The sequence below is a fragment of the Actinacidiphila acidipaludis genome, assembly GCF_019890725.1.
GTDB classification, from domain to species: domain Bacteria; phylum Actinomycetota; class Actinomycetes; order Streptomycetales; family Streptomycetaceae; genus Actinacidiphila; species Actinacidiphila acidipaludis.
The window spans coordinates 1-20,263 of record NZ_JAINZZ010000044.1; the positions used below are offsets into that span (position 1 = coordinate 1).

16 protein-coding genes are annotated in these 20,263 nt (G+C 73.7%); 11 read left to right on the forward strand and 5 right to left on the reverse strand.

What is annotated here, in order from left to right; genetic code table 11:
- On the reverse strand, window positions 1-946 hold a 946-nt coding region (gene rho, locus K7862_RS26770), incomplete at its 3' end, for a transcription termination factor Rho (RefSeq protein ID WP_222967034.1).
- A gap of 583 nt (window positions 947-1,529) precedes the next feature.
- On the opposite strand from rho, the gene K7862_RS26775 reads away from it, so the two are divergent.
- Entirely contained in the window at window positions 1,530-2,393 is an 864-nt protein-coding gene (locus K7862_RS26775; RefSeq protein ID WP_222967035.1) for a metallophosphoesterase family protein, read from the forward strand.
- Window positions 2,390-3,229 (forward strand): 4'-phosphopantetheinyl transferase family protein, encoded by an 840-nt coding sequence (locus K7862_RS26780; RefSeq protein WP_222967036.1) that lies wholly within the window; start codon window positions 2,390-2,392, stop codon window positions 3,227-3,229. Before K7862_RS26775 ends, K7862_RS26780 begins: the two co-directional genes overlap by 4 nt.
- On the opposite strand, the gene K7862_RS26785 is transcribed toward K7862_RS26780, so the two are convergent.
- Both K7862_RS26785 and K7862_RS38600 read right to left on the reverse strand, forming a co-directional pair.
- Entirely contained in the window at window positions 3,195-4,247 is a 1,053-nt protein-coding gene (locus tag K7862_RS26785; protein WP_222967037.1) for a LacI family DNA-binding transcriptional regulator, read from the reverse strand. The two genes, K7862_RS26780 and K7862_RS26785, sit on opposite strands and share 35 nt — an antisense overlap.
- A 157-nt stretch (window positions 4,248-4,404) precedes the next feature.
- A complete protein-coding gene (locus K7862_RS38600; RefSeq protein WP_222967039.1) occupies window positions 4,405-7,437 on the reverse strand; it encodes a discoidin domain-containing protein in 3,033 nt (1,010 codons plus the stop codon).
- A gap of 233 nt (window positions 7,438-7,670) precedes the next feature.
- On the opposite strand from K7862_RS38600, the gene K7862_RS26795 reads away from it, so the two are divergent.
- Both K7862_RS26795 and K7862_RS26800 read left to right on the forward strand, forming a co-directional pair.
- On the forward strand, window positions 7,671-8,951 hold the full coding sequence (locus tag K7862_RS26795) for an alpha-L-fucosidase (protein ID WP_222967041.1): 1,281 nt from the start codon (window positions 7,671-7,673) through the stop codon (window positions 8,949-8,951).
- A gap of 391 nt (window positions 8,952-9,342) precedes the next feature.
- A complete protein-coding gene (locus K7862_RS26800; RefSeq protein ID WP_308012202.1) occupies window positions 9,343-10,530 on the forward strand; it encodes an ROK family transcriptional regulator in 1,188 nt (395 codons plus the stop codon).
- 55 nt (window positions 10,531-10,585) lie between these two features.
- On the opposite strand, the gene pip is transcribed toward K7862_RS26800, so the two are convergent.
- Window positions 10,586-11,548: a prolyl aminopeptidase gene (gene pip, locus K7862_RS26805; RefSeq protein ID WP_222967043.1), complete on the reverse strand. Its 963-nt coding sequence runs from the start codon at window positions 11,546-11,548 to the stop codon at window positions 10,586-10,588.
- Between the two features lie 239 nt (window positions 11,549-11,787).
- Here pip and K7862_RS26810 point away from each other — a divergent pair, with 239 nt between their 5' ends.
- The 5 genes from K7862_RS26810 to K7862_RS26830 all read left to right on the forward strand — a co-directional run bounded on the left by K7862_RS26810 (window position 11,788) and on the right by K7862_RS26830 (window position 17,833).
- A complete protein-coding gene (locus tag K7862_RS26810) occupies window positions 11,788-13,224 on the forward strand; it encodes an aldehyde dehydrogenase family protein (protein WP_222967045.1) in 1,437 nt (478 codons plus the stop codon).
- Between the two features lie 133 nt (window positions 13,225-13,357).
- Entirely contained in the window at window positions 13,358-14,659 is a 1,302-nt protein-coding gene (locus tag K7862_RS26815) for an ABC transporter substrate-binding protein (RefSeq protein ID WP_308012203.1), read from the forward strand.
- A complete protein-coding gene (locus K7862_RS26820) occupies window positions 14,659-15,555 on the forward strand; it encodes a carbohydrate ABC transporter permease (protein ID WP_222967049.1) in 897 nt (298 codons plus the stop codon). Before K7862_RS26815 ends, K7862_RS26820 begins: the two co-directional genes overlap by 1 nt.
- Window positions 15,552-16,448 (forward strand): carbohydrate ABC transporter permease, encoded by an 897-nt coding sequence (locus K7862_RS26825; protein ID WP_222967051.1) that lies wholly within the window; start codon window positions 15,552-15,554, stop codon window positions 16,446-16,448. The genes K7862_RS26820 and K7862_RS26825 overlap by 4 nt, the downstream gene beginning before the upstream one ends.
- Window positions 16,449-16,645: 197 nt before the next feature.
- Entirely contained in the window at window positions 16,646-17,833 is a 1,188-nt protein-coding gene (locus K7862_RS26830) for a glycoside hydrolase family 6 protein (protein WP_222967053.1), read from the forward strand.
- Window positions 17,834-17,968: 135 nt separating this feature from the next.
- Here K7862_RS26830 and K7862_RS26835 read toward each other — a convergent pair whose 3' ends face one another.
- A complete protein-coding gene (locus K7862_RS26835; RefSeq protein WP_222967056.1) occupies window positions 17,969-18,532 on the reverse strand; it encodes a YceI family protein in 564 nt (187 codons plus the stop codon).
- 201 nt (window positions 18,533-18,733) lie between these two features.
- Here K7862_RS26835 and K7862_RS26840 point away from each other — a divergent pair, with 201 nt between their 5' ends.
- Entirely contained in the window at window positions 18,734-19,261 is a 528-nt protein-coding gene (locus tag K7862_RS26840) for a MarR family winged helix-turn-helix transcriptional regulator (RefSeq protein ID WP_222967058.1), read from the forward strand.
- A 330-nt stretch (window positions 19,262-19,591) separates the two neighbouring features.
- On the forward strand, window positions 19,592-20,188 hold the full coding sequence (locus K7862_RS26845) for an RNA polymerase sigma factor (protein WP_372461686.1): 597 nt from the start codon (window positions 19,592-19,594) through the stop codon (window positions 20,186-20,188).
- Window positions 20,189-20,263: the final 75 nt, after the last annotated feature.

The window sequence follows — 20,263 nt, forward strand, 5'->3', positions numbered from 1 at the left end:
CCGCCGGGTAGACCCGCCGCTGCGCGAGCGTGCGGTCCAGCCGCAGTTCCATGTTGCCGGTGCCCTTGAGCTCCTCGTAGTAGAAGTCGTCGGCGCGAGATCCGGTCTCGACCAGGGCTGTGGCCAGGATGGTCAGCGAGCCGCCCTCCTCGGCCAGTCGGGCCGCGCCGAACAGCCGCTTGGGGCCGAGCAGCGCGGCGGCGTCCACACCGCCGGACAGGGTGCGGCCGCTGCCTGCGGAAGCGGTGTTGTGCGCCCTGCACAGCCGGGTCAGCGAGTCCAGCAGGATGACGACGTCCTCGCCCTGCTCCACCAGACGCCGTGCCCGGGACACGGCCAGTTCGGCGACCGCGATGTGCTGCCGGGCCGGCTGGTCGAAGGTGGAGGCGATGACCTCGCCGCGCACCCGGCGGCGCATGTCGGTGACCTCCTCCGGGCGTTCGTCGAGCAGCAGCACCATCAGGTGGCACTCGGGGTGGTTGGCGGAGACGGCGGCGGCGATGCTCTGCAGCAGCACGGTCTTGCCCGCCTTGGGCGGTGCGACGATCAGGCCGCGCTGGCCCTTGCCGACCGGGGCCATCAGGTCGGTGATCCGGCCCGCGGCGGCACCGGAGCCGGTGAGCACCGGGCTCTCCAGCCGCAGCCGTTCGCGCGGGTGCAGGGGTGTCAGGTCGGCGAAGTCGGGCCGGGGCAGGCCCGGGGCCCGGCCGTTGACGAGGCGGACCTCGCCGAGGGTGCCCGGCCGCCGGGCCAGGCCCTCCACCAGGTCGCCGGGCCGCAGGCCTGCCTTGCGGATCTCGGCCTGGTGGACGCGGACGTCGTCGGGCCCGGGGAGCAGGTTCGCGCTCCTGAGGCGGCCGTGGCCGCCGCGTTCGATGTCGAGGACGCCCCGCACCTGCTGCGGCGACTCCTGCCGGACAGCGGGGCGTTCGAGTGTGGTGGTCATGAAGGTTCGTCCTTTCGCGGACGGGGGGAAGGCACAGCGAAGAGAGGTGCGGCGCGAGCGGGAGGTTCACGCTCCGCGGACCGCGAGAGGCGACCGGCGTCCGGTGCGGCAGAGCACCGGCCGGTGCGAAGGAGCCACCGGCGGGAGCACCGGCGAGAACTCCGGGGAAAGACGCCCCGACGGAAGGCCCCGAGCGCTTCGGGAAACCTCGTCGGGCGGCGATCGCAACAGGTCCGGAGGAAATCCGGGAACGGAGGTCCGGGGCTGTGCGATCCGGGGATTCCGGGAGATGCGATCCGGGACACGCAAGCCGGGATGCGCGGTCCGGATGCACAGTCCGGAACGCGGAGAAATGCAAGGAGGGGATGGCTGCCGCTGAAGGGCACAGACTCCAAGTCCCCGACTGCACTGTAGCACGCCGTCCCCGGCCGCCGGGAAGACCGGCGGTCACCGCGCGCCGCCCGCGCCGCAACGCCCGCGCGCCGTGGCCGCCACCTGCCAACCTGCGGGCCGTCAGCCGCTCGGGGCGCACCGCCTCTGCGAGACTCGTCGCCGTGTGCGCACTCCTCCGCCCGGACCCGCGGTGACCGCCTCCCGCGGGGGCCGCCTCCTCGCCGTCAGCGACCTGCACGTCGGATACGACGCCAACCGCGCGATCGTCGAGCGGATGCGGCCGGGCACGGACGACGACTGGCTGATCGTCGCCGGCGACGTCGGCGAGCGCTTCGACGACATCCTGTGGGCGCTGTCCACCCTGCGGCGGCACTTCGCGAAGGTCCTGTGGCTGCCCGGCAACCACGAACTGTGGACGCCGCGGGGCGACACCGTCACGTTGCGCGGCGAGGCGCGCTACCGCCGGCTGGTGGCCGAGCTGCGCGCCCTGGACATCACCACGCCCGAGGACCCGTACCCGCTGTGGGAGGGCCCCGAAGGCCCGGTCGCCGTCTGCCCGTTGTTCCTGCTGTACGACTACTCCTGGCGCGACGGCACACCCGGCGCCGCCACCAAGGCGGAGGCGCTCGCGTACTCCACGGACCTGGGCGTGGTGTGCACCGACGAGATGCTGCTGCACCCCGACCCGCTGCCGGGCATCGACGACTGGTGCCGGGCGCGCGTCGCGGAGACCCGGGCGCGGCTGGAGGCCCTCGACCCCGGACTGCCCACCGTCCTGGCCGGCCACTGGCCGCTGCACCGCCACCCCACCGAGGTGCTGCGCCATCCGTCGTTCGCCCTGTGGTGCGGCACCGAACTCACCGAGGACTGGCACGTCCGCTTCCGGGCCGCCGAGGTGGTCTACGGCCATCTGCACATCCCGCGCGTCACCTGGCGCGACGGCGTCCGCTTCACCGAGGTCTCGCTGGGCTACCCCCGCGAGTGGGGCCCCCGCCCGGACGGGCCGCAGGGACCTCGGCAGATCCTCTCCGGACCCCAGGGAGCCCGCTCGTGATCGAACACGTGCTGCCCGCCGCCGTCCGCTGCCGGGCCGTGCGCGGACACGCGCTCGACCGCGCGCCGCTGCACCCCGAGGAGGCCGCGGCGGTCGCCCGGGCCGTGGCCAAACGGAAGGGCGAGTTCGCCGCCGGGCGGGCCTGCGCCCGCGCGGCCCTCGGCGCCCTCGGCCTCCCGCCGCTTCCGGTCCCGCGGGACGGCGACCGCGGCGCGCCGGTGTGGCCGCGGGGCGTGGTCGGCAGCATCACGCACTGCGAGGGCTACCGGGCCGCGGCGGTCGCCCGCAGTCCGGAGATCCTCACCCTGGGCATCGACGCCGAACCGCACGGGCCGCTGCCCGAGGGCGTCCTGGACGTCGTGCACTCCACCGCCGCCGAACGCGAGGCGCTCGCCGCCCTCACCGAGGAGAGCCCCGGCCTGCACTGGGGCCGGCTGCTGTTCAGCGCCAAGGAGACGGTCTACAAGGCGTGGTACCCGTTCCACCGCCGCATGCTGGGCTTCAACGAGGCCGAGTTGACGTTCACCCGCGACCCGGACGCCGACGACCGCGGCGCGTACACCGCGCGGCTGCTCGTTCCCGGGCCGCTGCTCGCCGAGGGCGTCGGCCCCGACGTGTTCAGCGGGCGCTGGCTGGTCCGCGACGGGCTGCTGGTGACGGCCATCGCCGTGCCCGGCGCCACCGGCCCCCTCGCCGGGCAGGCGGGCGCCCACCTCAGAGGTTCGCGGCAGGCGGCCACGGAAGGACGCCGGGCCGGTGCGCCGGCGGACGAACAGGCGGGCGAGGCGGAGGGGCCTTCGGTCAGGCCGACTCCCGCCGCACCAGCGTCGTCTTGAAGATCACCGACCGGCTCTGCTGCGCCGGGTCGTCGATGAGCGCCATCAGCAGCTTCGCCATCTCCGCGGCCATGTCCTCCACCGGCTGCCGCACCGTGGTGAGCAGCGGGCGCGACGCCAGGGCGGCGCTGCTGTCGTCGAAACCGATCACCGCGACGTCGTCCGGCACCCGGCGGCCGTGATCGCGCAGCACGTGCAGCGCGCCCTGGGCCATCAGGTCGTTGGCCACGAACACCCCGTCGACGTCCGGGTGTTCGGCGAGCAGCCGGCGCATCGCCCGCTCCCCGCCCTCCTGGGTGAAGTCGCCCTCGACACCGATCGGGCGGTCGTGGCCGTGCGCGGCCATCGCCTGCCGGAAGCCCGTGAGGCGGTCGCGTCCGGCGGGGGAGTCGGAGGGGCCGGCGACGGTGGCGATCCGGCGGCAGCCGCGACCGAGCAGGTGCTCCACCGCCAGCCGCGCCCCGGCCTGCTGGCCGACGTCCACGAAGCTGATCGGCACCTCGGCCGTCGGGCGCCCGAAGAGCACCGCCGGCAGCCCGGCCTCGGTGAGCAGCAGCGGCAGGGGGTCGTCGGGCGCTATCGACACCAGCACCACGCCGTCGGTGTGCTCCCTGCGCAGCCCCGCCAGCAGACCCCGCCGGGCGTCCTCGGAGTCCGCGAGCATGAGCACGGGGTGCACGCCGCGCGGGCGCAGCACGGTGAGCAGGCCGCCGACGATCCGGCCGAAGAACGGGTCGGTGAAGACCTGGCCGAGGAAGGGGTCGTCCTCGGCGTGGTGGTCCGGCACCGAGAAGACCAGGGCGACCGAGTCGGTGCGCCGGGTGACGAGGGTGCGGGCCGCGCGGTTGGGCACGTAGCCGGTGGCCGCCACCGCCTCCTGGACGATCTTCTGGATCGCCGGGTCGACGTTACGGGTGCCGTTGACCACCCGGGAGACCGTGGCCCGTGACACCCCCGCGGAACGGGCGACATCTTCCAGGGTGGGCTGGCGGGGCCCGACCGGACGGCTGCTGGTCATGGGGCTGTTATACCACGTAGGAGAGCGCTCTCCCAGAATGTCCCCGCCGAGCCGCCGGTCAGGAAGCGGCCCGGCGGGGGCGTTTCCGGCCCCCGCGCCGGGGGCCGGGTGCGGCCCCCGTGCGGGCACATCCGCACCCCGCACCCCGCCCGGTCCCTCAGGCGTAGACGCCGAACTCGTAGAGGGAGTAGCCGTACGCGGTGCCCCGCTGGGTCATGGTCACCCGCACGTACCGGCCGGACCCGCTGACGTCGAGGGTGTCGACGCCGCCGGTGCCGGACGACGTGCTGGACACCGTCGTCCAGGCGTTGCCGTCGTTGGAGACCTGCACCTGGTAGGCCTTGCCGTAGGCGGACTCCCAGCCGAGCTGCACGTGCTTGACCGCGGTCACCTGGCCGAGGTCGACCTGGATCCACTGCGGGTCGCTCCAGTCGCTCGCCCACCGGGTGCTCCACGAGCCGTCCGTCGCGTTCGACGGCGGGAACGGCGCACCCGTGCCGGTCTGCTGGTACGACGACGCGGTGGTCGGCCGGCCCTTGGCCACGTCGGTCCCCGCGACCGGCGGGGCCACCACGCGGAACGACCGGGTCTCGACGCCCACGTTGCCGTGCCCGTCGAAGGCGTAGACGTACACCTTCCACACGCCCAGCGTGTGCGGCGCGGTGACGGTGAACTGCCCGTCGCCGGTCTGGGCGAAGTCCACCTGCCGCAGGGCCGTCTGGCTGTCCACGTACTTCGAGGAGTACATCAGCGTGTAGCGGACCAGATCGCCGTCCGGGTCCGTGGCCGGCGCGGACACGGTGAACGTGCCGCCCGCGGGCACCGACGCGGTGTTGCTCAGCGTCATCGACCCGATCACCGGCGGGGTGTTCGCCTGCGCGCTGCCGCCGTAGGCCCGGGCGACCGAGTAGTAGGCCGGCTGCCGCCAGCCCTCGGGTGTGAGGTTGAACCAGATGCCGCCGAAGTCGTTCTCCTCGCCGTAGTTGAACATCGTCGCGCCCAGCGCCACCCCGGTGTGCCCGGCGACGCAGTTCCACGCCCCGGTGTAGCCGTCGCGCTTCTGGGCCTCGGTCGGCTCGGTGGGCACCCCGTTGGCGTCGTTCGGCACCTCCCACTCGCCGGCCTCGCCGGACTCGGTGACGATGTACGGCCTGGTGTAGCCGCCGTTGATCCAGTCCTGCCGGACGTTGCACACCGCGCCGTAGGAGTTGACGGCGTACAGGTCCAGGGACGGCGTGTACTGCTTGTAGTACGGCCAGGCGCCGGTCCACGCGTCCGTCGAGGTCACCGGGTGGTCGGGGTCGATGGCGTGGATCGCCTGGGCCACCTGCTCCACGAACTTCGCGTAGGCCACCCGCTCCTGCTCGATCTGATCGCCCGAGTAGTGGTCCTGGGTGGTCAGCAGGACCTCGTTGCCGACGTCCCACATCAGCACGCCGGGATGGTCCTTGTAGGTCGTCACCCAGTTCTTGATGTCGTTGAGGGTGTTGGTCTTGTACGTCGTGTCGTTGACGTAGTCCGCGCCCTGGTTGAGCCAGAAGCCGTTGATCACCTTCAGGCCGTACGCGGCCGCGGAATCGAGCAGCGGTTTCGACGTGGCGTCCGTGCCCCAGGTGCGCAGGGTGTTGACGCCCATCGCCTTCAGGTCCCGCATGTGCGCGTCGGCGGTCGCGGTCGACGGGCCCCACGTCACGCCCTTGACCTGCCAGGGCCTGCCGTCCACCGTCAGCTGCCAGTTGCCCTGGGAGCCGGTGACGTGCACGCTGCTGGCCCCGGACGGCACCGGCGGGTCGGCGAGCGGTGCCGGCGCGCTCCCGGTGCTCTGCGCCACGGTGACGCTGTCGACGCTCAGCACGCCGCCCGAGGAGGTGTCGTCGGCGGGAGAGGTGCAGCCGCACACCGCGTTGGGGTACGAACCGCCGATCCGCAGGCTGAAGTCGAGGTAGACGCCGTGGTCCACGGCCGCCCGCCAGGTCGCCGTGCCCACCTGGGACTCGCTGACCTGCCACACCTGACGGCCGTCGAGGTAGTAGCGGATCTGCTCGTCGGAGGTCGTCCGGTCGACGATCTCGGAGTAGGTGTGGTAGCCGCTCTGGCAGCCGGCGCAGGTGGCCAGGCCGCTCGTCATCCCGTTGTACTCACGGCAGTTGCCGTTGGGGGCGGTGCCGCAGTGCAGCGTGGCCGAGAGCTGGTCACGGCCGTTGACGTCCTCCATGATGTCGCTCTCGCCCACCGCGGGCCAGGTCGTGGTGTCGCCCTTGTAGGCGGCGCCCATCGCCCGGAACGACGGCCAGTAGCCGAGGGACTTCGCCGGCGCGGGCTGCTTCAGCACCGCGGAGATCTGCAACTGGCCGCCCGCCGGGGCCGCGAAGTCGCTGCGCCTGGTCTCGATCCGCGCCGACGTCCACGCACCGCCCGACTTCAGCGCCGTGATGGCGAGGTGCCCGGCGCCGTCCAGCCCGACGTTGGCGGGGGAGTCGGTGGCCGTCTCGACCTCGCCGGTGCCCCACTGGGCGGCGCCGCCCGGGTACGCGGTGCCGGTGTCGAGCTGCCAGTCGGCGCTGCTGGGCCGGGCGCCCGCGGCGCCGCCGAAGTCGTCGCTCCACACGGTGGTCCAGTTGCCGGGCGGCGGCGTCGAGCCTCCGCTGCCGCCGCCGGTGGTGCCCGCGGAGCCGCCGCCCGAGGTCCCGCCGCCCGTCGTCCCGTAGACCTGGAACTCCCACAGGGAGTAGCCGTAGCCGGTGGCGCGCTGGGTGCCGTACATGCGGACGTAGCGGCCGGAGCCGCTGACGGCCAGCGACTGGGTGCCACCGGCGCCGCTCGTCGTGGCGGCGACGTCGGTCCAGGTGGTGCCGTCGTTCGACGTCTGGATCGTGAAGGCCTTGGCGTACGCGGCCTCCCAGGTCAGCACCACTTTGCTGACGGTCGAGGTGGTGCCGAGGTCGACCTGGAGCCACTGCGGGTCGCTCCACGCGCTCGCCCAGCGGGTGCCGGGGTCGCCGTCGACGGCGAGGGACGCCGCGTACCCGGCGCCCTCGGTGCTGGAGGCGGTGGCCGGTCTGCCCTGCGACAGCAGGGAGTCGGCCGCGTGCGCGGGTGCGGCGGGGAAGACCAGCGCGTAGAGCGCCAGGCACACGGCCAGTAGGAACGGGATCAGCACCCGGACGGGGAGACGCGCCGACGCTCTCATGCCGTATTTCTCCTGTGGGGGATGGGGGAGGAGGTGAGGGTGCGACTCCCGGGGAGGACGTGAGGGGGGAGTGTGGGAGAGCGCTCTCCTCGTGGTCACGATGGTTGCCGCTCGATTTCCGGAGTGTCAAGGGATCGGACCGGACCGGGATTGATCGGCGCCCGCGGTGGGGCCTAGGGTCGGGGGCGGCGGCCATACCTCCGATGAATTTCCCCGTGTGTGAGGACGTACCCATGCCCATGCAGCCCTGGTTCCCCGACGCCAAGCTCGGCATCTTCGTGCACTACGGCATCTACGCCGTGGACGGCGTCCCCGAGTCCTGGGCCTTCTACCTGGGGCAGACGACGCGGGAGCAGTACATGAAGCAGCTCGGCGGCTTCACCGCCTCCGCCTACGACCCCGCCGCCTGGGCGCGGCTGTTCGCGCGCGCCGGGGCGCGCTACGCGGTGCTCACCGCCCGGCACCACGACGGCGTCGCCCTCTGGGACACCGCGGCGCCGCAGGGGCTGTCGGTCGCCCGGGACACCCCGGCCGGCCGCGACCTGGTCGCCGGCTACGCCGACGCGCTGCGTGCCGAGGGCCTGAAGGTGGGCCTGTACTACTCGCACTCCGACTGGTCCCACCCCGACTACCCGAGCGTCCGTCACCCGGCCCCCGACCCCGCCCAGGCGGCGGTCAACGACAGCCGCCTCAGCAGCGCGGCGCCCGGCGCCGAGGACCCGGCGGCCTGGCGCCGCTACCTCGCCTACCGCGACGCCCAGGTGCGGGAGCTGACCACGCGCTACCGTCCCGACCTGCTGTGGTTCGACGGCGAGTGGGAGCGGTCCGAGGAGCAGTGGGGGATCGGCGGGCTGGCCGACCAGATCCTCGCGGTGACCCCGGAGGCCGTGCTGAACGCCCGCATGCTCAGCCGCGGCGACTACGCCACGCCCGAGCAGGGCGTCCCGATGGAGCCGCCGGCCGGCCCCTGGGAGCTCTGCCTGACCGTCAACGACTCCTGGGGCTACCAGGCGCACGACGACCGCCACAAGTCGGTCGGGCAGCTCGTCCGCTACTTCACCGAGACCATCGGCGCGGGCGGCAACCTGCTCCTGGACGTCGGCCCGCGCGAGGACGGCACCATCACCGAGGCGCAGACCGGGCGGCTGGAAGGACTGGGCGCCTGGATCGCGCGGCACGCCGATGCCGTGTACGGCACGGTCGCCGGGCTGCCCGCGGGGCACCACTACGGCCCCAGCACCCTCTCCGCCGACCGGCGCACCCTGTATCTGACCTGCTTCGACGCACCGCGCGAGACCGTGTCGGTACGCGGCCTGCGCACGCCGGTGCGGCGGGTGACGGTCCTGGGCACCGGCGCGGAGCTCGGACACCAGGTCACCGGCGGCCTGCACGAGGTGCCCGGGGTGCTGTGGATCGACGCGCCCGCCGCCGCGGACGTCGACGCGCACGCCACGGTGCTGGCCGTGGAGCTGGACGGCGAGCTCGACCTCTACCGGGGCGCCGGCCGGGTCTGACCGGGTGTACCCGCGGCACGGACGCCTGGCCCGCCCCCTTTTCCCGGGGCGGGCCAGGCGTCCGATGTCTGGGCGCGTCGCCCTGCGTGCTGTCACGGGCACGGGCCGAGGTGCACCCTGCCGCGCCCGTTCCAGGGCCGGGCCGGCGCCGGGGACGGAAGTGCCGTGAGGCCGTCCCACACTGTGGGAGAGCGCTCCCCGAACGGTTGCCGGACGTCCGCCATCTGGCACTATGTGCCGGGTACGGATGTGAACGTCTGCCACGACCGCAGGGGGCGCTGTGTCACGAACCGGCGCCGCGGCGCCCGGGCAGGCAGCTCCCCGCAGGTCGCGGCGCGGCGGCCGGGGCCCTGGGGCCGTGACCGCCCCCGACCTCATGAGGGGGAGTCCGGTGAAGCGCGACGTGGGGCAGACGACCCGGGATCTCCGGCGCCACAACCGTACGTCCGTGCTGACCCGGCTCTACCTCCACGGCCCGGCCAGCCGCTTCGACCTGATGCGGGCCACCGGCCTCAGCTCGGCGACCGTGAGCAACGTCGTCACGGACCTGGTGGCCGACGGGCTGGTCGCCGAGGCGGGACTGCTGGACTCCGACGGCGGCCGGCCGCGCACCCTGCTGGAGGTCCGGCCGGGCTACGCCCAGGTCGTGGGGGTCGACATCGGCGAGACCCACGTCCAGGTCGGTCTCTTCGACTGGACGCTGGACACGCTGGCGACCGCCACCTTCCCGATGGACGCGGGCCGCCCCGAGCCCGGGGTGCTGGCGGCGCTGGTGACGGCCGGCATCGCGGAGGTGACCGCCAAGGCCGCGGTCGACCCTGCGGGCCTGCTGGGCGTCGGGGTCGGCGTGCCGGGCGCGGTGCTGCCCGGCGGCCTGGTGCACGCGCCCACCCTGGGCTGGTCGGGGGTGCCCTTCGGCGAGCTGCTGGCGCCGGACGTCGCGGCACCGCTGCACCTGGACAACTGCGCCCGCACGCTGGGCCAGGCCGAGATGTGGCGGGGGGCCGGGCGCGGGGCCGAGCGGGCGATCGTCGCCCTGCTCGCGGTCGGCGTGGGCGCGGCGGTGGCCACCGGGTCGCCCGGCGGGGTCACCAGCGCCACCAGTGAGTGGGGCCACACCGTGGTCGAGGCCGGCGGCGCCGCGTGCCGCTGCGGCTCGCACGGCTGCCTGGAGGCGTACGTCGGCGCCGACGCCATCCTGGAGCACTACGCCGGTCTCGCCGGGGTGGCGCGCCCCGGGCCGTCCGGCACCGAGCAGCGCGTCGCCGACCTGGTGGCCGCGGCGGCCGAGCCGGGGCCGGCCGCGCGGACCGTCCAGCGGACAGCCGAGTACCTCGGCATCGGCATCGCCAACCTGATCAACCTGCTCAGCCCCGACCGGGTGATCCTGTCCGGCTGGGTCAGCGCCGCCATGGGCCCCGCCATGCTGCCGGCGGTGCGGGACGCCATGCGGCGCCACACCCTGGACTACATGGCCGGGAGCACGGTCGTCGAACTCGGCCGGCTCGGCCAGGAGGCCGTGGCGCTCGGCGCCGCGACCCTGCCGGTGCACGAACTCCTCACCGCCGGCGGGAAGTAGGCCGCTCCGGGCCGGAAGTCCGGCCGGTCTCCGGTGGGCTCGGCCCCGGCCCCGGTCAGCCGTGTGCGGCGAACCGGTCGAGCGCCCGCAGCACATGCCCCCGGGTCGCCTCGGTGCCCAGGTGACCGGCGTCCTCGACGACGGTCAGCTCCGCGTCGGTCCAGCCGCGGCACAGCTCCCACGCGGTGGTCAGCGGGCCGCCCATGTCCAGCCGGCCGTGCACGAGCACACCGGGGATGCCGGTCAACCGGTGCGCCTCGCGGATCAGTTCGCCCTCCTCCAGCCAGGCGCCCCGCGAGAAGTAGCGCGCGCAGATCCGGACGAAGGCCAGCCGGGCGGTGGTCGGGCGGTCGCCGTAGGGGTTGCCGGAGCCCTTGGTCTCACCGGACAGTACGGCGTCCTCCCAGGCGCACCAGTCGGCCGTGGCCTTCTCCCGGACCGCGGCGTCGGGGTGTTCGGTCAGGCGGGCGTAGGCCGCGACGACGTCGCCGTCCCGCGGGGTGCCCGGCGCGCCGGCCAGGAACCGGTCCCACGCCTCGGGGAAGAACCGGCCGACCCCGCGGTAGAGCCAGTCGGTCTCGGAGCGGCGGGTGGTGGTCACGCTGGAGATGACGAGTTCGCTGACCCGCCCGGGGTGCCGCTCGGCGTAGGCGAGGGCGAGCGTCGAGCCCCACGAGAAGCCGTGCAGCAGCCAGGCGTCGATGCCGAGGTGCTCGCGCAGCCGCTCCATGTCGGCGATCAGGTGGTGCGTGGTGTTGTGCTCCAGGTCCGTCGCCGGGTCGCTCGCGTGTGGCGTGCTGCGCCCGCAGTTGCGCTGGTCGAACAGGACGACCCGGTACTTCGCGGGGTCGAAGAAGCGCCGCATGCCGGGTGTGCAGCCGGAGCCCGGGCCGCCGTGCACGACGAGGGCCGGCTTTCCCCGCGGGTCGCCGCAGACCTCCCAGTACACGTGGTTGCCGTCGCCGACGTCCAGCACGCCCTGCTCGTACGGCTCGATCGGCGGATACAGCTCGGGCATGGCGGGACCCCTCCGGCAGCAGTCGGTTCCTGGATATAACAGCGCTGTCATATTAGCCGGGGCCGCCGGAGGGGCGGGAAAAAGGCCGTGCGCGACGATTGACCCGGGATCCCTAGCTACTTAGTTTAAGTCGCAGAAAAAGCAGGCGAGGCGCTGCGGCACCCGGTCGCGCACCCCTGCCCGCGCAACGCTGCCCGCGCACGCTTCCCCAACCCTGACACCCCGCCCCTGGAGCACGCATGCCCGAACGACCCGGCGACGGCCGGCTGTACATCGACGGCGCCTTCGTCCCCGCCGCCTCCGGGCTGACCGGTGACGTCGAGGAGAAGGCCACCGGCAAGCGGATCGGCGGCTACGCGCTCGGCGAGGCCGTCGACGTGGACCGCGCGGTGGCCGCCGCCCGCGCCGCGCAGCCCGGCTGGGCGGCCCTGTCCGCACCCGAACGCGCCGCGTACCTGAGGCGGTTCTGCGGCTACCTGGAGGACCACTACGACGAGCTGGTCGAGCTGAGCATGCGCGAGACCGGCGGTGTGCGGGCCAAGGCCGAGGACGAGGTGGGCACCGGCATCCGTCAACTCGCCCTGTCCGCCGTGCAGGTGAGCGAGCACGCGGGCGACATCCTGCCCCCGTACAAGGCCGGGAAGCTGTCGCTGTCCCGGGCGGTGCCGCTGGGTGTGCTCGGGCTCATCACCCCCTGGAACTACCCGATGAACCTGGCGATGCGCGCCCTCGCGCCGGGCCTGGCCTTCGGCAACACCGTGGTGCTCAAACCCGCCGAGCTCACCCCGGCGATCGGCGGCCAGGTCCTGGCCGCCGCCGCCGACCACGCGGGCCTGCCGCCCGGCGTGTTCAACGTCGTCACCGGCGACGGGCCGGCGACCGGCTGGCCGCTCGCCCGCCACCAGGGCCTCGACATGCTGGACTTCACGGGCTCACGCGAGGTCGGTGTCGCCATCTCCCGGGCCGCGGCGGGGGAGTTGCGGGACATCCGGCTCGAACTCGGGGGCAGCAACGCCTTCCTGGTGCTGGACGACGCCGACGTGGACTTCGCCGCGAGCTGCGCGATGATCGCCTCCCTGGAGTTCCAGGGCCAGACCTGCATCAGCGCCAGCCGCCACATCGTGCTGCGGTCCGTCGCGGACGCCTACCTCGACGCCGTCACCAGCCGGGCCGCCGCGATGACGGTCGGGGACCCCTTCGCGCCCGGCACCGTCCTCGGTCCGCTGATCAGCGCCGCGCAGGTCGACCGGGTGCACCGCACGATCGTTCAGCCGTCACTGGCGATGGGCGCCCGGCTGCTCACCGGCGGCACCCACGACGGGCTGTTCTACCGGCCCACGGTGCTGGCGGACGTCACCCCGGGGATGCCGGCCTTCCGCGACGAGATCTTCGGGCCGGTGATCCCGGTGACCGTCGTCGACACCGAGGAGGAGGCGGTCGCCCTGACCAACGGCCTGCCCATGCTGATGAACTCCGTCTTCACCCGCGACCTGATCCGCGGCTACGGCGTCGCGGAGCGACTGCAGGCCGGTGAGGTGCACGTCAACGACGCCCACGCCCGGCACGGCGCGGAGAACCAGATGCCCGGCTTCACCCGGCGCCAGTGGATCGGGCTCCAGCGCACCCCTGTGAACCTCCCCGCCTGGGCCGCCGCGCCCGCCACCGACGAAAGCTGAGGACCCGCCCATGCGCACCACCCGGAGAAGCACGGCACCGAGAACCACGGCACCGAGAACCACGGCGCCGCGAACCACGGCGACAGGAAGCTCCGCGTCCGGAAGCGCGGCACCCGCCCGGCGGCGCGCCGCCGTGGCCGTGCTGCTGACCGCCGGCCTGCTGCTGGCCGCGTCCGCCTGCGGGGGCGGCGGCTCCTCGGACGCATCCGGCGCCAAGGGCGGCACCGGCGGCGGCAAGGGCAAGGTCACGCTGACCTTCTGGGACTGGGACCCCAACATGGACAAGGTGGTGGCCCGGTGGAACGCCGGCCACCCCGGCATCCAGGTCAAGCTCTCCAACCCGGCGGGCGGCGACCAGCTCGTGGCCAAGATGATCACCGCGCACGAGGCGAAGAACGGCCCGGACATTGCGAAGGTGGAGTACCAGTCGCTGCCCGCGCTGGTCTCCAAGGGCGTCGTCCGCGACATCACCGGCTTCACCAAGGACACGGTCACCAGGTTCGACCAGGCCACACTGCGCGCCACGGTGTTCCAGGGCAAGGTCTACGGCGTCCCGCAGGACGTGGCCCCGCTGATGCTCTTCTACCGCGCCGACCTGTTCCGGAAGTACGGCCTCACCGTCCCCACCACCTGGGACCAGTTCGCGGCCACCGCCCGCGCGGTCCGCGCCAAGGCCCCGACGTCCTGGCTCACCAACTTCGACGCCGCCGACCCCGGCTGGTTCACCGGCCTCGCCCAGCAGGCCGGCGCCGACTGGTGGTCGGCCGACGGCGACAGCTGGAAGGTCGACATCGACGGCGCGCCCACCCGCAAGGTCGCCGCCTACTGGCAGGGACTGGTCGGCGCCGGCGCCGTGGCCAAGAACCCGTCGTTCTCGCCGCAGTGGAACAAGCAGATGAACGACGGCACCCTGCTCGCCTGGATCTCCGGCGCCTGGGCGCCCGCCCAGCTCGGCGGCATCGCCCCGGCCACCAAGGGCGAGTGGGCCGTCGCTCCGCTGCCCGCCTGGACGGCCGGCGACCCCACCACCGGCATCTGGGGCGGCTCGGCCACCACGGTCACCAGCGACTCCCACCACCCGGCGGAAGCCGCCCAGTTCGCGTCCTGGCTGAACACCGACGACGCCGCCGTCACCGAACAGGTCAAGCAGATCAACGTCTACCCCGCCGCGACCAGCGGCCGTTCGCTGCCCGTCCTGCAGGCGGCGCCCGCTTTCTTCCCCAACGAGCCGGACTTCTACGCCGAGGTGAAGAAGGTCGCACCGGCCGCCCGCAGCTTCCCGATGTGGGGACCCAACGTCACCGTGACCTTCACCGGCTACACCGACGCGTTCAGCAGGGCGCTGCAGTCCGGCGGGTCGTTCACCGGCGCACTCGGCGGGATGCAGACCGCCGCCGTGGCGGACCTGGAGAAGCTCGGATTCACGGTCGGCTGATGGCACCCACCACCGTCCGCGCGCGCAGGGCCAGCCGGTTCCCCCACCTCCTGGTCCTGCCCGCCGTGCTGCTCCTCGCCGCCTTCGTGGTCGCGCCCGGCGCGTACGCGCTGCTGCTCAGCTTCCAGCGCCGCAAGGTCAACGGCGGCCTGCTGGGCGGCGGAACGCACACCGTCTTCGCCGGACTCGCCAACTACCGCGACGTGTTCGGGGACGCGGACCTGTGGTCCGGCGTGCTGCGGATGCTCGCGCTCGGCGCGATCACCGTGCCCGCGACCGTGCTGTTCGCGCTGCTCTTCGCCGTCCTGCTGGACCTGGAGGGCACCCGGCTGCGCCGGTTCACCCGGCTGACGATCTTCCTGCCCTACGCCGTCCCCGGCGTCATCGCCTCGCTGATGTGGGGGTTCCTCTACCTGCCCGCGACCAGCCCGATCGGCGGCGACCGGGTCGACTTCTTCGGCCGGGTCGCGGTCTACTTCTCGGTCGGCAACGTGGTGGTGTGGGGCGCCGTCGGCTTCAACATGATCGTCATCTACACCGCGTTGCGGGCCCTGCCGCCCGAACTCCACGAGTCCGCCCGGCTCGACGGGGCCGGCGAGTGGCAGATCGTGCTGCGCGTCAAGGTGCCGCTGGTCATGCCCGCGGTGGTGATGTGCCCCCTGTTCTCAACGCTCGCCGCGCTCCAGGTCTTCAACGAACCCAACACCCTCAAGCCGCTGTCGAACGCGGTCACCTCCACCTGGGTGCCGCTCATGGCGATCTACGACGAGGCGTTCGGCAACTCCGACATCCACTCCGCGGCGGCCACCTCCGTCGTGCTGGCCGCCGCCGCGCTCGCGGTGTCCTTCCTGACCGCCCGGCTCATCCAGTCCCGGATCCAGCAGGAGGCGCAATGACCACCCTGACCCGTGCCCCCGCGGCGGCACCGGTCCGCACGGCCGCCGGGCCCGCCGCCCGCCCCCGGCCCGCGCTGCTGCCCACGGCCGCGCTGGTGCTCGGCACCCTGTACTGCGTCGTGCCGACGCTGTGGATCCTCGTGGCGGCCACCAAGTCCCGCACCAAACTGTTCTCGACCGACACCTACGCCCCCTCCCTCGACCTCGGCCTGGTGCACAACATCCGCGACCTGTCGCACTACCAGGGCGGGATCTTCTGGCGCTGGATGCTGAACAGCTTCTTCTACGCCACGGTGGGCGGCGTCCTCGCCTCCCTGGTGTCCGCGGCGACCGGCTACGCGCTGGCCAAGTACACCTTCCGCGGCCGGAACGCGCTGTTCAACACCATCCTCGCGGGCGTCCTGCTGCCGCAGATCGTGCTCGCCGTCCCCCAGTACCTGCTGCTGTCCAAGGCGGGCCTGACGGACAGCGCGATCGGCGTCCTGCTGCCGCAGTTGTTCAACCCCTACGGCATCTACCTCTGCCGGATCTACGCCCGCTCGGCCGTGCCCGACTCCCTGCTGGAGGCGGGGCGGATCGACGGGGCGAGCGAGGCACGGCTGTTCCTCTCGGTGGGGCTGCGGCTGATGGGACCGGGGCTGGTGACCGTCTTCCTGCTGCAGTTCATCGCGATCTGGAACAACTTCCTGCTGCCGTTCGTGATGCTCACCAGCGACGACAAGTTCCCGCTCACGGTGGGGCTGTACAGCCTGCTGCGGCACGGCGCGGCCGAGGCGTCGCTGTACTCCCTGGTGATCACCGGCACGCTGCTGTCCGTGCTGCCGGTGATCGCGCTGTTCCTGTCGCTGCAGCGGTTCTGGCGGATCGACCTGGTGACGGGGGCGCTCAAGTAGCGGAGGCGCGGCCGCTGCCCGCGGCGGGCCCGACTCCTGTGCGGGCTTCACTTCTTGAAGCCCGCACAGGGGATTGACGCCGGTCCGTGGTGAGGAGTTAATTCCTTGGCGTGAGTCATGGGAGCGCTCCCACTCGCCGGGGAGCGCTGTCCCATGGCTCCGGCCGACCGTGCCCCCGTACCGAGGAGCCCGCCCGCATGACCGCTCGCGCCCGTACCCGCACGCTCTCGGTGGCCGCGGCCGCCGCAGCCCTGGCGGCCGTCACGGCCGCCGTCCCCGCCCACGCGGTGGGCCCGGCGCGCTCCGCCCGGCCCGCCGCGCTGTACACCCCGCCGGCCAACCCCGACGCGAACGCGCAGATCCTGGACCTCGCGCGGCACGGCCGGCTCCAGGACGCGGCCGGGGTGCTGGCGATGACCCTGACCCCGCAGGCCGTGTGGTTCGACGGCGGCGGCACCCCGGCGGACGTGCGGACGGCGGTGCACACCACGGTCGCCTCCGCGGCCCGCCGGCATGCCCTGCCGGTGCTCGCGCTCTACAACATCCCCGGCCGCGACTGCGCCCAGTACTCGGCGGGCGGCGCCGCCGACACCGCCGACTACGAGGCATGGATCGACGCCGTCCGGGCCGGCATCGGCGACCAGCCCGCCGACGTGATCCTGGAACCCGACTCGCTCGCCCTGCTGCCGTCGGACTGTGGCATGGACGACGCCCAGGGCGGCAAGACCGCCGAGCGCTACGACGAGATCCACTACGCGGTGGACGCCCTGGAGCCGCTGGCCGGCACCAAGGTCTACCTGGACGCCGGGCACAGCGGCTGGCACAGCGTCAACGACATCGTGCCGCGGCTGATCAGCGGCGGCGTCGACGACGCCGCCGGCTTCTTCCTCAATATCTCCAACTACCGCTCGGACGGCGAACTCGCCTGGTACGGCAAGCTGATCTCGTCCTGCCTGAGCTATGTGGCGGGCGGCGGCGCCGCGGCGTCCTGCCCGAACCAGTACTGGCCCACGGCAGACGCGCAGAGCTGGCTGGACGCGAACGTGCCGGCGGCCCCGTCGGCGATGAAGCACTTCGTCACCGACACCAGCCGCAACGGGCAGGGCCCGTGGACCCCCCCGGCCGGCGTCTACTCCGACCCGCAGGACTGGTGCAACCCGCCCGGCCGCGGCACCGGCGCCCGGCCCACCCTGAACACCGGTGACCCGCTCCAGGACGCCAAGCTCTGGGTGAAGATCCCGGGCGAGTCGGACGGCCAGTGCACCCGCGGCACCGCCGGCCCGGACGACCCCGAACGCGGCTACCAGGACCCCGCGGCGGGCAAGTGGTTCCCGCAGCAGGCGTTGGAGCTGGCCCGCAACGCGAATCCCAGGCTGCTTCCCTGAGGCGTCACGGCGTCACGGCGTCACGGCGTCACCGGGGCCGCCGCCGCGGCGCCGCAAACGCCCTTCCGTGCCCCGCGGCCCGCCGGCCGGCACCGGCCCTCGACCGTCCGGCGGGTCGCGGCACGTCCGTCCCGCTCAGCCCTGATGCACGAAGCGGGCCGTCACCGAGACCTGGGCCGGGTCCTTGAGCGACCCCATCCAGTTCCAGTCCATGCCGAAGTCGAGCCGGCGCACGGGCAGATCGGCGGAGAGCGTTACGGCGTCCGGCCCGGCGTCGGTGAGCCGGGCGGTGAAGGTCAGCGGCCGGCTGGTGCCGCGGATCGTCAGGTCGCCCGCCACCTCGACGGTGTCGGCGCCGGCCGGGGTGACCGAGCGGGCGGTGAAGACCACCTCGGGGTGGGCCTCGGCGTCGAAGAAGTCGCCGGAGCGCAGGTGCTTGTCGCGCTTGGCGTGGGCGGTGTCCAGTGAGCCCGACCGGAGGGTGAGCGTGCCGTGCGCGGCACCGCCGGCCAGCACCTCGCCCTCGCCGCGGATCTCCGTGAACGAGCCCTTGACGTGGGCCAGGCCCCAGAACCCCTTGGCGCTGAAACGCACCGAGGAGCGCTCGGCGTCGAGAGTCCAGCGACCGGTGTTCACGGCGCCTGCGGGGTGGGGAGTGTTCTGTGTACCGGTCCCGGTGGTGCCGGTGGTGTCGGGCATGGCAAGTGGTCCTTCCCTGGGGGGCGGGCGCGACCGCCCTGGAGCGCGACTGCTTCAGGGCTAAATACGCTACCAGGTATTAGGTAGCCAGCGATTAGCTAACCAGCGAGATGATTACCGGGAGGTTATCCTTGTGCCATAGCACGTGAGCCTCCCGAGGGCGGCCGCGGCGCGATCGGCGGACGCAGGGGAGCGCAGGGGATGACAGGACCGGCACAGCCGGACGGCGCGGCGGCGAACGGCGTCGCCGGCCGGCTCGGGCTCGACGGCGGCCTGGCCCCCAGCGTGCGCGAACTCGCCCTCCTCCAGCAGTGGCACAGCCTGCACTCCGGGGTGCAGCGGCTGACCTCCGGCCTGCTGGCCGACGTCGAGGCGGAGAACGGCCTCACCCCCTCGTCCTTCCAGGCGCTGATGTTCCTCGTCGCCGCCCCCGGGCAGGCCGCTCCGATGAACCAGCTCGCGCAGGCGCTCGGCTTCTCCACCGCCGGGACCACCAAGGTGGTCGACCGGCTGGCGGGCGCCGGGCTGGTCGAGCGGCGCCCCTCCGGCTCCGACCGCCGCGTCACCTACACCGCGCTCACCACCGAGGGCGCCGAGCGGGTGCTGGCCGCGTCCCGCACGCTGGCCCGGGTGCTGCGCACCCGCGTCGTCGAACCGCTCGGCGAGGACCTCTTCGCCAGGATCGCCCAGGCCATCGCCTCGCTCGCGCCCGCCACCGGGGAGTGCTGAACCGGACCCCGGGCCGGTGGCGAGCGGTACCCCTGATGCCGGTGTGACGATTTCGCGACCCTGGGCGCTGAGTGGTGTAGGACCGCGCACCTGAGGGCGGTGCGCGGTCCTGTCTCTGCGGCAGAGCGCGAGCGCGAAGGCAGGTGGCATGCGGGAACCGTCCGCGACGCAGCGCGAGGAACCACACACCCCTCCGTGCCGGCAGGCCCGGAGGTGACCGCGCCGGCGGTCGCGACCCTGGTCCCGGTGCCGGGTCGGATCCGCACGGGGGGTCCGGCCCGCGACGGGAGTGCGGCCGGCGCGGGCGGCCCGGCGCGGCCGGACGGCACGGTGCGGCCGCCCGGCGCGGTGCGGCGGCGGGCGCGGCCCGACGACGGCCGTCTCGGGCACGCGGTGAGCCGGGCACGCGGCGGTGACGAGGCGGCGTTCGGCGACGTGTACCGCACGGTGCAGCCGATGCTGCTGCGCTACGTCCGCGGGATCGTGGGCGACGACGCGGACGACGTCGCGTCCGAGGCCTGGCACGACATCGTGCGCGACCTGTCCGGCTTCCGCGGCGACGGCGACGCCTTCCGCGCCTGGGCGGCCACCATCGCCCGGCACCGCGCGATGGACCATCTGCGGCGGGCCGGGAAGCGCCCGCGGACCACCGCGCTCGACGCCGTCCCCACCGAACCCGCGCCGGCCCCCGATTCCGCCCGCGTGGCGCTGGAGAACCTGTCGACCGCCGACGCCCTCGCGCTGGTCGCCGCCCTGCCGCCGGACCAGGCCGGGGCGGTCCTGCTGCGGGTCGTCATCGGCCTGAGCGGGCCGGCAGCCGCGGAAGTCCTGGGCAAGCGCCCGGGGGCGGTGCGCACGGCCGCCCACCGCGGGCTGCGGCGGCTCGCCGAGCAGCTCGGTCCGCCGCCGGTCCACCGGGAGGCCTGACCCGGGCACGGGAACCCTGTCCCGGGCCGCCACCGCCGACGGCCGGCCGGGGGCCGCCCCGCACCCCGTCCCGCC